Here is a 12293-nt window from a genome sequence, read left to right as displayed (position 1 = left end):
GTCTAAAAACAATTAACTTTACGCTCATTAGTGAGGAATGTATGCAAAACAATACCGCTATTTCACAACTTATTGAAGCCGGAAAATGGGTTAGCCAAAAAGGCTGGGTACCCGCAACAGGCGGAAACTTTTCAGCTCGTACTAGCACTGGCTTTGTTGTTACAGCAAGTGGGCACGATAAAGGCTCACTGACGCAAGAGCATTTTTTGCAATTAGATCACCAAGGCGAGCGCCTAGCAGGAGCTGTAAAACCATCGGCAGAAACACAATTACACCTAAGTTTGTATCAGCTAATACCTGATGCGCAGTGTGTTTTGCATACTCACTCTGTAGCCGCTACCGTACTGTCGCAAATTACCCAAGGGCATCAGCTTGATTTAACAGGCTATGAAATGCAAAAAGCACTGAGCGGCTTTACTTCGCATTTAGAAACGCTGAGCATTCCTATTTTCGATAACGATCAAGATATTGATCGATTAAGCCTACTGGTCAGTGACCATCATTTACACACGCCTATAGAGCATGGCGTACTGATACGTGGTCATGGTTTATATGCAGTAGGACGTAATATTGATGAAGTTCGTCGCCACCTAGAAGCCTTAGAGTTTTTATTTAGTTGCGAACTAGAGCGCTTAAAAATAATAGGTATTCAAGCGGGAGTAACTAAATGATTAAAGCCATTTTAACCGACATCGAAGGCACAATAACCCGCATCTCGTTTGTTAAAGAGGTGTTGTTTCCTTACGCGGCAAAACAGTTACCTACCTTTGTACGTGCCAATGCTAATAAGCCCAATGTAGCCGAGCAAATTAATGCCGTAAAAGCGCTTATCGAAAAGCCAAACGCCGATATAGAAGAAGTCATTAGCACTTTACTTACCTGGATTGATGAAGATAAAAAAATCACTCCACTTAAGCAGTTACAAGGCTTAATTTGGCAAACAGGGTATGAACACGGCGATTTTAAGGGTCATTTATACCCAGATGCATTTGATTTTTTACAAGCTCAACACAACAACGATATTACTTTATATGTGTACTCGTCAGGGTCGGTAAAAGCGCAGCAGCTACTTTTTAAATACAGTGATTATGGAGACATTCGCAGCTTGTTTACTGACTTTTTTGACACCAAAGTTGGCGCAAAACAAGAGCAAACAGCCTACAACACCATTGTTGAGCTGTTACCGTTTAAAGCAGCAGAAATACTCTTTTTAAGTGATGTAGCCGGCGAGCTTGATGCCGCACAAGCTGCAGGCTTAAAAACACTACATTTAATTCGTGATGGGCAAGCAAGCACTAAAGCACACCCTTATATTAATGACTTTAGCCAATTTAAATTGGAGCAATTAGTATGAGCCAATTAACAGTGTATGCTGACAACGATGCAAACAAAGCACTTGTAAGCACATCAAATGCTGATGATATTGCAAAGCAACTAGCTAAAGTAAACGTACGCTTTGAACAGTGGCAAGCAAATGCAGATATTAATGAGCACACCACCCATGAGCAAATTATTAGTGCGTACAAAAACGATATAGATCGGTTAAAAACTGAAAATGGCTATCAAACAGTAGATGTTATATCTCTAGCTAAAGGTAACCCTGGCGCATCAGAGCTGCGCAAAAAGTTTTTATTTGAACATACTCATAGTGAAGACGAAGTACGTTTTTTTGTAAAAGGCCAAGGGTTATTTTGCCTGCATTTAGGCAATAAGGTTTATCAGGTACTTTGCCAACAAGGCGATTTAATTTCAGTGCCTGAACTTACCCCGCATTGGTTTGATATGGGAAGCGACCCTGAGTTTACTGCCATTCGCTTATTTAACAATACAGAAGGCTGGGTAGCAAAAAGCACTGACTCGTCTATTGCAGAGCAATTTCCGCTATTATCGTAAGTTATTCATTCAAAACCTTGGTCCACACTGATAAACATAACGTGGACCAAAGATATCGCGAAGTTACTTAAGCTTTATGAGATCGCCATTTTCTACCTGACTTTGGTTATACACACCTGTATCTAACACCCACCCTGTGACCAGTTTTGCCGGCGTTATATCAAATGCAGGGTTATACACATTAGCATTAGTGGGCGCCCATAAAGCCTCGCCAAAGCTACCGCTAACTCCGCGCACTTCTTGAGGATTACGTTGCTCTATTTCTATATCATCACCACACGCGGTGTTGGTATCAAGCGTGGTAATAGGCGCAACTACATAAAATGGAATGTTATGAAAATACGCAAGTACGGCTAAATTGTAGGTGCCCACTTTATTAGCAAAATCACCATTGGCGGCAATACGATCAGCTCCTACTACTATTTTATCTACCTTACCTGCAGCCATTAAACTTGCCGCCATATTATCGCAAATTAATGTGTACGGAATTTTCCAGCGCTCAAGCTCAAAGGCAGTTAAGCGACCGCCTTGTAATAATGGTCGTGTTTCATCAACCCATACATGTACGTTGCCATATTTTTGCTGCGCTTTGTAAATAACACCTAGTGCAGTACCAATACCAGCGGTTGCAAGCGCCCCTGTATTACAATGAGTTAATATGTTGTCGCCACTATTTATAAGCTCGGCACCACGGTTTGCCATTCGTTCACACAGCTCAATATCTTCAATAAACAACCGCTCAGCAGTACTAACAATACCGGCAACATAATCGCTTTGCGTTAAAGCTTTTCGCAATGCCGCCATACAATGCATTAAATTAACCGCCGTTGGACGAGTGGCTTCTAGTTCATTGATTGCTTTTTCAAGCTCACTTTTCACTACCCCTTGCTCAGCTAAATACGCCACTAACAAGCTCGCGCCTAAACCAATAAGTGGGGCTCCACGCACTTTTAAGTTAATGATCAGCTCTTTCATGGTTTCTACATCATGGCACTGATGCCATACCTGCTGGTGAGGTAGTAAATATTGGTCGAGCACACTAAGCGACCCGTTTTCATATTTTAAACTGCTTGCGATTAAGTTTTGCATAATGCTTAAGGTATTAAAAATGCGTAACGTTATTTTACACCACTTTGAATAACTCTCAAGTTAGACTTGTAGACATCTAAACATTTAAAAGTATAGAATGCTTAAAAGCTGATTTTTGAGATTTAAACCATGACTAACTATGTTGCTTTTAATGCACAGCGCGCTATCGATTACGTATCGACATTAATTGAATCTAAACAATGTAATTTTTTTGATTCCGGACAAACCTTATCGGCATATGAGTTTGGTGATGGCAATCTTAATTTAGTATTTAGAATTACTGATGAGCAAAACAATAGTGTTATTTTAAAGCAAGCTCTGCCTTACGCGCGTTGCGTGGGTGAGTCGTGGCCATTAACGCTTGATAGAGCCCGTATAGAAGCACAAGTTTTACTTAACCATGGTGCTATTTGCCCTACTTATACTGCTAATGTTTTACATTATAGTGAAATGCAAGCGCTGACTATTTTAGAAGATTTAGGTAATTTACAAATATTGCGTACTGCACAAAATAATGCAGAGCAATTCCCTAAATTAGCGCAGCACGTAGCGACCTACTTAAGCCACACCGGCTTTTATAATTCAGATTTTTACTTAACCGCGCAAACTAAAAAAGCACTCGTTAGCCAATTTACTAATCCTGAGCTTTGCCAAATCACTGAAGACTTATTTTTTAGCGATCCGTACATTGAGCACGAACGCAATAACTACCCAAAGCAACTACAAAACGAAGTTGACGCAATACAAAAAAACAACGCATTGAAGTTAGAAATAGCAAAACTAAAAGCTAATTTTTTATCTAACCCGCAAACATTACTTCATGGTGATATGCACAGCGGTAGCATTTTTGTTGATTGTAATAATACAAAGATGATTGACCCAGAGTTTGGCTTTTTTGGGCCTATTGGGTTCGATATTGGCTCTTTTATTGGTAATTTGCTATTGAATTACTGCGCACAAGCAGGGCATATTGATGACTTTGTAGCACGTCGTAATTACCAAACACATTTACTTAGCTGTATCGTAGACACCTATAGTTTATTTGAGCAGCAATGGCTTGAATTAATACGCACTAAAACAACAGATGAATCACTAGCGCCAGTAGGCTATGCGCAATACTTTATGAAAAACGTATTGCAAGATGCTGTTGGTTACTGTGGTGCTGAGTTAATTAGGCGTACTATTGGGCTTGCGCACGTAAGCGATATAGATAGTATTAGTGATGACAATGCGCGCCTTACAGTGCAAAAACAAACATTAGCACTAGGCGAGCAACTTATTTTAAATGCACAAACATGCAACAACAAAGAAGCATTCTTTAGTTTATTAATAAGCCAATTAAACTAACAAGCATTAAAAAAGGCGCTATAAGCGCCTTCTAGTTGTTAAAACTTACTTGTAGTTTTCATAAATTTTGTCAAGCGGCTCTGAAAGCCCACTTTCTTGCACTATCCGAACATGTTTACGGCCTAATTCACGTGCACTTGTTACACCACATGAGTGAGCAATTAAACCGGCTCCGTAATGAATGTATTTATTATAGTTAGCTACTCGTTGCGCTTTATCAGCTACATTTAAGCCGCGTTGCAAACGCTCGTTATGCGTAGTGATCCCGGTCGGACAGGTATCTTTATTACATTGCATTGCCTGAATACAGCCCAGTGCAAACATATGACCACGAGCCGATACAACAAAATCAGCACCAAGCGCTAATGCCCATGCAACCTTTGAAGGGACGATTAATTTACCCGATGCAATAATTTTCACGCGATCTCTAAGACCGTGCTTTTCAAGCATATTAACTACAAGCGGCAAGCTTTCGCGAAGAGGTAAACCCACCGAATCCATAAGCGGCTGCGGTGCAGCCCCCGTACCACCATCAGCACTATCAATTGTTATAAAATCGGGTGCCGACTCAATGCCACGATGATTTATTTCTGCAAATAACGTTTCTAACCACGTGTAATCACCAATAACGGCTTTAAAGCCTGTTGGTTTTCCTGTGGCATTACGTACAGTGGCTATCATATCGAGAATATCGGCTGGGTTTTTAATTTCAGGGTGTCCATTTGGGCTAATCGAATCTTGCCCTTCTGGAATACCCCTAATTTTGGCTATTTCGGCGTTAACTTTGCGCCCTGGTAACATACCGCCTTTACCTGGTTTTGCACCTTGGCTCATTTTTAGCTCGAACATTTTGACTTGTTCGTGAGCTGCTATTTCTTTAAGTTTTTCGGTGCTTAAGTTTCCATGCTCGTCTCGAGCACCATATTTAGCTGTACCAATTTGAAATACCAAATCGGCGCCACCTTCAAGGTGGTAAGGGCTTAAGCCCCCTTCACCTGTGTTCATCCAGCAACCCGCTAATTTAGCACCTTTTGATAAAGCGCGCACAGCAGGCTTTGAAAGCGCACCAAAGCTCATGCCCGACACATTAAATAACGAATTAGTGGTGTAAGGTGTTTTACAATACGGACCTAAAGTAACATTACTCGGGTCGAGTGCTTCTTCATCTAAAGTAGGAAAAGCACAGTTCATAAACATAACCGTACCCGTCACCTCTAAGCTTTGGGTTGAACCAAATGCAGCGGTGCGATCGACATCTTTTGCTGCGCGGTAAACCCAACTGCGCTCAGCGCGGTTAAATGGCATTTCTTCTCGATCGAGGGCAAAAAAGTATTGTCTGAAAAATTCACCTTGGCGTTCAAAAAAATATCGAAAGCGGCCAATTACTGGGTAGTTACGCCTAATAGCATGTTTTGTTTGTGTTATATCGCGAAAGTAAAAAATAATAACAGTAAGCACAATTAACCCAAGTGCGATAATAAAAATACTCGCAAATACGTCAATACTAAACATAATGAAATTGCTCATCTAAGGCCCCTTGATGGCTATATTTTTAAATAATATCTATTGCGTAGTATGTGGATTTTTTGACGATTGGAGTCGCTAAAATAAACTACACTACTAGCTCTGTGGTATAAAAAAGGTGTTGTGGTAAAAATGACACAACACCTTTGTTTGTTCAAGGTTTATAAGCCCTACAAAGCTAATTTTGCTGCTTACTTAGCTCATTTTTTATATATAAACGTACCTGTGTTTCTAATACTGACAAGGGCACTGAACCATGGCGAAGAACCTGATGATGAAATTCGCGAATATCAAAATTTGGTCCAAGCGCTTGCTCCGCTTCAACACGTAAACGCTTAATAGTTAACTCACCAATTTTGTATGACAGTGCTTGGGCTGGCCAAGATATATAACGATCAGTTTCTGTTTTCACATTATGCAGCGAAAGCGCGGTGTTCTCGCTCATAAAGTTCATAGCTCGCTCGCGGCTCCAGCCATACATGTGCATCCCTGTATCAACAACCAAGCGTGCTGCTCGCCACATTTCATAAGTTAAGCGACCAAAACGGCTATATGGGTCTTGATAAAAGCCTGCTTCTAAACCTAAGTATTCAGAGTAAAGCCCCCAACCTTCGCCAAATGCCGAAAGGTAAGCATCACGACGATAGCTCGGCAAATTTTCAAGCTCTGCATTAAGTGATATCTGTAAATGATGACCTGGCACTGCTTCGTGCAATGTTAATGCTTCTAAAACATACAAAGGGCGCTTATCTAAAGCGTAAGTATTTACCCAGTAGTATCCAGCTTCATCATCTCGATTAGAGCCAGAATATCGACCTGTTGTGTATTTAGGAGCAATACTTGCAGGTACCGGTGCCACGCCATAAGGTTTGCGCGGTAGGGTATGAAATAACTTAGGCAGCTGTGCATCCATTTTTTTTGCAATGTAAGCTGCTTCTTTCAAAAGTTGCTCAGGTGTTGTTGCGTAAAACTGTGGGTCAGTACGTAAAAAGTGAATAAACTCAGCAAATGAGCCTTTAAAACCAACTTCTTTTATTACAGCTTCCATTTCACCTCGAATGCGAGCAACTTCTTTTAAGCCTAGCTCGTGGATCTCTTTAGGTGTCATGTCGGTAGTGGTGTAATGCTTAGCACGGTTTTTATAAAAAGCTTTGCCATTAGGGGTTTCTGAAATACCAATACTTGTGCGGGCGCCCGGTTGGTATTGCTCAGTAAAAAACGTTAAGTAGCTTTTATATGCTGGTATTACTTTATTTTTTAAAACAACTTTAGCTCGCTGTTGAAGTGCATAAAAGTCACTCTCACTTAAACTGGCAGTGTTAGCTAAAAACGGTTTATAAAATTCTGATTGAGTTACATCATCAACAATATAAGTACTTATGGAGTCTTCGTATCCTTCTAAAACTGCTTTTGGTTGGGTGAGACCTGTTTCGAGCCCTTTTTTCATCCAATATATATTTTGCTCAAAAAAGCGGGGGATTTGTGCTAAACGTGCAAGGTATGTCTCTAAATCTTGCTCTTTTTTATATTGGGAACTGTTAACGATGTACGACAGACCGGAGTGAAAACCATACTCAGATGTAAGCGGCATGTAATGCGCATTAAACACATATTCGTCTACGCTATTTTGCACTTGAGCACGAATAATACTTAAGTTAATTTGATTTTCGTCACTAAGCTTAGTTGCATCTACAGCATCTAAGTCTGCTAATAATTGAGTATTACTTTTGTACTGCTCTGCTAAAAATTCTGGAGATAAATTGGCAAGTAAATAACCATCAACCCCTTTTGAACTGCTATAAGGGTTTATACTTTCTCTATATTGAACAATAGATTGTGCTACTTGAGTAAACTGCTCATTCGCATTGGGTGTGGTTATTTGACATGCACTTAACGAACATAAAGCAGTTATGCCAAGAAGCGTTTGGCGAAGCGTTTTTGGTAAAAAAAGATTCATTATTATTTAACTTGATGATGCAATAGATTGCATAAAACTATCGTAGGCTAAAGAAATAGCAAGTAAATGAGACAAACTAGCATATTGAAATAATGCTACATACGTTAACAGAAGTAAAAACCAGCCGAATTGATGAGAAAAACAGCGATTGGGCTGCTAAAGTAAAATTTAAGTTCCCTAACTATCGTTTTTGCTTTTAAATAGCGCGGATAATGATTACTGTATAAAAAAATAATAAAAAGCTCGGACGCATAACCGCCTCATGGAATGAGATATTTTAAAATTTGCACTTATGCGTACTTAGTTGGTATTTAAAATGATGTTCCATGATTCCATGGCTATTGCACAAGAGAAGATGACTAAAGTGTGTGTGTTTTTAGAGCGCTATGCACTTTCTCCTACGCCGCTCAATTATCAAGTTGTTTATACCTATACTAGCCAAACTAACCTTGAGCTGAACAAAGCCTTAGACCGCGCTATTGCGGTTGAAGACAATATAGACAGTGTTTTAATTGAACAGCTCCATGCTGAATTTTTAAATACCGGTCACACAGAGCAAGTCAACATGATTCAAAATGTTGATGGTGTTATAAGTTCACTTTCTCAAAATTCTCAAGCTACTGAAAAACAGATAATTCGCTTTGCGGGTCAGGTGAGCGAATGCGTACATTCACTAGATGAGAACAACATAGAACAAAGCCGTCAAGCGCTTGAAGTACTTCATAATCAAACCGCCGAGTTACTAAATCAACACAAACAATTTAAGCAAGAACTAAGTAAAACCAAACAACTACACGAAAAAACAAAAAAGCAGCTAAATCAACTTCGTAAACAACATATTATTGACAGCCAAACAGGGCTTTATAAACGCCATTATTTAACACAACAAACTCAAGTATGGACTAATCAAAAAAAGTCTATTTGCGCCATTGCGATTCAAATAGATAACCTTGATCACTTTACTGAAAATTACGGTGATATTATTGGTGAAGTTATTTTGAATAAAGTAGCTAAACAAGTGCAAAAATATGTTTTTCAAAGTGGCTTGCCTGGCCGCACAGCTAAAGATCAATTTACTGTTTTACTCGCCGATATAGACCCAGAAACAGCCAATGTTATTGCTGAAAAAGTCCGAAATGGAGTCGAAAAGCTACGCTTTGTTAGTTCAAAAACAGGGGTTAAGTTACCTAGTATTGGCTTATCTCTGGGAATTGCTCAACATCTACAAGAAGATGATTTTAATCAGTTAGCTAAAAAAGCGTCTCATGCGGCTTTTAAAGCACGGTCATTAGGGCAAAGTAGCTACACTGCAGGGTAATAAATTACCTGATAAATCATATTCAAATTGCACCTACTGCGTACAATAAAGTACACTAACCTCTATTGTCACGATAGAGATTAGTCATGAACGAAACCGAACAAAAGACCACGCATTTTGGTTATAAAACAGTAGCCGAGGGCGACAAAGCTTCTATGGTTGCTGATGTATTTCACTCAGTAGCTGCAAAATACGATGTAATGAATGATTTAATGTCTTTTGGTGTGCATCGTTTATGGAAACGTCAAACTATTGCAAGCTCAGGTGTTCGTAAAGGCCATCATGTACTCGATTTAGCCGGCGGCACTGGCGACTTAACGGCAAAATTTAGTCAATTAGTTGGCGAGACCGGTCAAGTTGTTTTGGGCGATATAAATTCATCTATGCTTAAGGTTGGTCGTGAAAAACTACACAATCTTGGCTTAGTAGGTAATATTGACTACGTACAAATGAATGCAGAAATGCTGCCATTTCCAGATAATAGCTTTGATGTGATCACTATTGCCTTTGGCTTACGTAACGTTACCGATAAAGACAAAGCATTACGCTCTATGTACCGTATTTTAAAGCCAGGTGGCAGATTACTTGTTTTAGAGTTTTCAAAACCAGAGCATGACGTACTTAGTAAAGCTTACGATTTTTACTCATTTAATTTATTGCCAACAATGGGTAAGCTAGTTGCTAACGACAGTGAATCGTACAAGTATTTAGCTGAGTCGATTCGTATGCATCCAGATCAAGACTCATTAAAAGCGATGATGGAAGATGCGGGCTTTGAACAAACAACATACCAAAACCTCACAGGCGGAATTGTTGCACTGCATCGTGGTTTTAAATATTAAGGCTAGCAGTTATGGCGCTTGAAAAAATAACAAAAAGCAATAATGGTGCAATGTCATCTGAGTTTTTTATGTTACCTAATTTTGTACTTTCGCTTATTGAGCGTGTACTAAATCAAGCGCTTAGCCTTGACCCACAATTATCTCAAAAGCTAAACGCCGTTAAACATAAGCGCTTAGTGGTTGAAATAAGAGATTGGCAACAAAGCATCCAACTCGTTTATAGTGCTGATCAATTACACTTATACAGTGCCCAAAGTAACGAAAACGCAGATTGTATGATCAGCGCAGATATAGAAACACTTTTAGCGCTCAAAAACCCTGCAATGCTTACCCAACTAATTCGCAAAGATAAGCTCGACTTACAAGGCGATTTAAACATTGCGCAAACTTATAGCAATGCATTTTCAGGTATTGATATTGATTGGCCTGAACAACTTTCTAAATACATTGGCGATGCCCCCGCTCAGCAGTTATACCTGCATTTAAAAGAACTAAAACAAAAGAGCAGCAAAACCAATACTAAAATAAGTACCATGCTTACAAGTTTATGCCAAGATGAGCTCGCAATTACTATCCATCCATTAGAACTTGAGCAATTTAAACAAAAAAATAGAGAACTCAAAGGACAAGTCGCTGCCGTTGAGCAACGCATTAACGCCCTCTTAAACTCTTTTTTACCTTCAAACACCCGCTAAGGATTTTTTGTGTCGACTGCACGTTTGTATAACATCACCAAAACGTTACTTAGCTATGGACTAGACGAGCTAATTCCAAAGCATAAAGTGCCTTGGTTTGGTAAAGTAGCCCGTGGCAGTTTATTTTGGCTGCGTAATCAGCACAAAGAAAAACCGGCAGGGCTTCGTTTACGTTTAGCATTGCAAGAGCTGGGTCCTGTTTGGATCAAATTTGGTCAAATGCTCTCTACTCGTCGTGATTTACTCCCTCATGATATCGCTTTAGAGCTTGCGTTTTTGCAAGATCAAGTTCAACCATTTGAAGGCGAACTTGCACAAAAAATAATAGAAAAAGCGCTCGAAATTAACGATATAAGTGAATTGTTTAGTGAGTTTTCACAAACTCCACTAGCTTCTGCATCTATAGCGCAAGTACATACAGCAAAACTTATTGATGAGCAGAGTATTGAGCAAGATGTCGTAATTAAGGTTATTAGACCCAATATTTATGAGCAAATTAATGCCGATTTAGCGCTAATGGAAAAGCTCGCAAAGGTACTTGCAAAAGTACACAACGAATCAAAACGCCTGCGCCCGGTTGAAGTAGTTAAAGAATATAAAAAAACACTCCTAGACGAGCTCGACTTAATGCGAGAAGGTGCCAACGGCATTCAACTAAAACGCAATTTTGAAGGCTCTGATTCATTATATATCCCTGCAGTTTACAGTGATTACAGCCGTAGCAATGTGCTGGTAATGGAGCGTATTTACGGCATACCCGTCTCTGATACCGATGCACTTATGGCGCAAAACACTAATATGAAATTACTTGCTGAGCGTGGCGTAGAAGTATTTTTTACGCAGGTGTTTAGAGACAGCTTTTTTCATGCCGACATGCATCCGGGTAATATTTTCGTCTCTCGAGAGCACCCTGAAAACCCAATGTATATCGGTATTGATTGCGGTATTGTTGGTACGTTAAGCAAAGAAGATAAACGCTATTTAGCTGAAAACTTTATCGCCTTTTTTAATCGTGATTATCGCCAAGTTGCACAACTACACGTTGATTCTGGTTGGGTACCACCAGATACTAGCATTGAAGAATTTGAATTTGCGATTCGCACAGTTTGCGAGCCTATATTTAATAAACCTTTGGCTGAAATTTCATTTGGGCACGTACTCGTAAATCTATTTAATACTGCACGTCGTTTTAACATGCAGGTACAGCCGCAATTAGTATTACTACAAAAAACTTTATTATACGTTGAAGGATTGGGGCGTCAGCTATACCCACAACTCGACTTATGGAAAACAGCTAAGCCCTTTTTAGAAGACTGGGTAAAGCAACAAGTTGGACCGCTATCAGTACTGAAGCAAATGTATGCTAACTTGCCATTTTGGGCTGAAAAAATGCCCGAGTTACCGGATCTAATTTACCAAAATTTAAAGCGTGCACCACACATTCAACCTCAAGAACAAAAGGTATCTCATAAACCTTTAATATTGAGTTTATTTGGTAGTGCTACAATGATTATGGCAACACTTTGTTATTTACAGCACGATTTAATAGCTGCAAGTCTTGCAATAAGCTTATCGGCTATTAGCTTTATAGCGGCATGGCGCAGCGCATAAACTGGGTGCTATTTGCG

11 protein-coding genes are annotated in these 12293 nt (G+C 39.6%); 8 read left to right on the top strand and 3 right to left on the bottom strand.

Annotated elements, in window-relative coordinates; genetic code table 11:
• Positions 1-41 precede the first annotated feature (41 nt).
• The 3 genes from H5122_RS16870 to H5122_RS16860 are packed head-to-tail and all read left to right on the top strand — an operon-like array spanning position 42 to position 1893.
• The gene (locus tag H5122_RS16870; RefSeq protein WP_004334937.1) at positions 42-671 is read left to right on the top strand and encodes a methylthioribulose 1-phosphate dehydratase; all 630 of its coding nucleotides are present in this window, start codon (positions 42-44) and stop codon (positions 669-671) included.
• Positions 668-1354, top strand: a complete 687-nt coding sequence (mtnC, locus tag H5122_RS16865; RefSeq protein WP_182682784.1) for an acireductone synthase — start codon at positions 668-670, stop codon at positions 1352-1354. The genes H5122_RS16870 and mtnC overlap by 4 nt, the downstream gene beginning before the upstream one ends.
• Complete coding sequence (locus tag H5122_RS16860) at positions 1351-1893, top strand: acireductone dioxygenase (RefSeq protein ID WP_182682783.1); 543 nt, start codon at positions 1351-1353, stop codon at positions 1891-1893. Before mtnC ends, H5122_RS16860 begins: the two co-directional genes overlap by 4 nt.
• 63 nt (positions 1894-1956) lie before the next feature.
• Here the strand turns inward: H5122_RS16860 and mtnA are convergent, their stop codons facing one another.
• Positions 1957-2982 (bottom strand): S-methyl-5-thioribose-1-phosphate isomerase, encoded by a 1026-nt coding sequence (mtnA, locus tag H5122_RS16855; RefSeq protein ID WP_182682782.1) that lies wholly within the window; start codon positions 2980-2982, stop codon positions 1957-1959.
• Between the two features lie 129 nt (positions 2983-3111).
• Between mtnA and mtnK the strand changes: the two genes are divergently transcribed.
• Positions 3112-4329: an S-methyl-5-thioribose kinase gene (gene mtnK / locus H5122_RS16850; protein WP_182682781.1), complete on the top strand. Its 1218-nt coding sequence runs from the start codon at positions 3112-3114 to the stop codon at positions 4327-4329.
• Positions 4330-4374: 45 nt separating this feature from the next.
• Here the strand turns inward: mtnK and H5122_RS16845 are convergent, their stop codons facing one another.
• Together H5122_RS16845 and H5122_RS16840 are read right to left on the bottom strand one after the other, a co-directional pair.
• On the bottom strand, positions 4375-5856 hold the full coding sequence (locus H5122_RS16845) for an FMN-binding glutamate synthase family protein (protein WP_033020964.1): 1482 nt from the start codon (positions 5854-5856) through the stop codon (positions 4375-4377).
• 175 nt (positions 5857-6031) lie between these two features.
• The gene (locus tag H5122_RS16840; RefSeq protein WP_182682780.1) at positions 6032-7810 is read right to left on the bottom strand and encodes a DUF885 family protein; all 1779 of its coding nucleotides are present in this window, start codon (positions 7808-7810) and stop codon (positions 6032-6034) included.
• 334 nt (positions 7811-8144) lie between these two features.
• On the opposite strand from H5122_RS16840, the gene H5122_RS16835 reads away from it, so the two are divergent.
• From H5122_RS16835 to ubiB, 4 genes are all read left to right on the top strand, one after another.
• Entirely contained in the window at positions 8145-9128 is a 984-nt protein-coding gene (locus H5122_RS16835) for a GGDEF domain-containing protein (RefSeq protein WP_182682792.1), read from the top strand.
• A gap of 86 nt (positions 9129-9214) precedes the next feature.
• Complete coding sequence (ubiE, locus tag H5122_RS16830; protein ID WP_182682779.1) at positions 9215-9970, top strand: bifunctional demethylmenaquinone methyltransferase/2-methoxy-6-polyprenyl-1,4-benzoquinol methylase UbiE; 756 nt, start codon at positions 9215-9217, stop codon at positions 9968-9970.
• 11 nt (positions 9971-9981) lie between these two features.
• The gene (locus H5122_RS16825) at positions 9982-10665 is read left to right on the top strand and encodes an SCP2 domain-containing protein (protein WP_182682778.1); all 684 of its coding nucleotides are present in this window, start codon (positions 9982-9984) and stop codon (positions 10663-10665) included.
• A gap of 9 nt (positions 10666-10674) precedes the next feature.
• Positions 10675-12276 (top strand): ubiquinone biosynthesis regulatory protein kinase UbiB, encoded by a 1602-nt coding sequence (ubiB, locus tag H5122_RS16820; protein WP_165744800.1) that lies wholly within the window; start codon positions 10675-10677, stop codon positions 12274-12276.
• Positions 12277-12293: the final 17 nt, after the last annotated feature.

It is taken from the genome of Pseudoalteromonas sp. SG43-8 (assembly GCF_014164245.1).
GTDB lineage: Bacteria > Pseudomonadota > Gammaproteobacteria > Enterobacterales > Alteromonadaceae > Pseudoalteromonas > Pseudoalteromonas distincta.
This window is presented reverse-complemented; position numbering and strand designations above follow the sequence as displayed.

Excerpts from the sequence above, each read along its gene's own strand:
- mtnK (WP_182682781.1), top strand. The coding sequence starts at position 3,112 with ATGACTAACTATGTTGCTTTTAATGCACAGCGCGCTATCGATTACGTA.
- H5122_RS16845 (WP_033020964.1), bottom strand. The coding sequence starts at position 5,856 with ATGAGCAATTTCATTATGTTTAGTATTGACGTATTTGCGAGTATTTTT.
- H5122_RS16840 (WP_182682780.1), bottom strand. The coding sequence starts at position 7,810 with ATGAATCTTTTTTTACCAAAAACGCTTCGCCAAACGCTTCTTGGCATA.
- H5122_RS16870 (WP_004334937.1), top strand. The coding sequence starts at position 42 with ATGCAAAACAATACCGCTATTTCACAACTTATTGAAGCCGGAAAATGG.
- H5122_RS16825 (WP_182682778.1), top strand. The coding sequence starts at position 9,982 with ATGGCGCTTGAAAAAATAACAAAAAGCAATAATGGTGCAATGTCATCT.
- H5122_RS16860 (WP_182682783.1), top strand. The coding sequence starts at position 1,351 with ATGAGCCAATTAACAGTGTATGCTGACAACGATGCAAACAAAGCACTT.
- mtnC (WP_182682784.1), top strand. The coding sequence starts at position 668 with ATGATTAAAGCCATTTTAACCGACATCGAAGGCACAATAACCCGCATC.
- ubiE (WP_182682779.1), top strand. The coding sequence starts at position 9,215 with ATGAACGAAACCGAACAAAAGACCACGCATTTTGGTTATAAAACAGTA.
- mtnA (WP_182682782.1), bottom strand. The coding sequence starts at position 2,982 with ATGCAAAACTTAATCGCAAGCAGTTTAAAATATGAAAACGGGTCGCTT.
- H5122_RS16835 (WP_182682792.1), top strand. The coding sequence starts at position 8,145 with ATGGCTATTGCACAAGAGAAGATGACTAAAGTGTGTGTGTTTTTAGAG.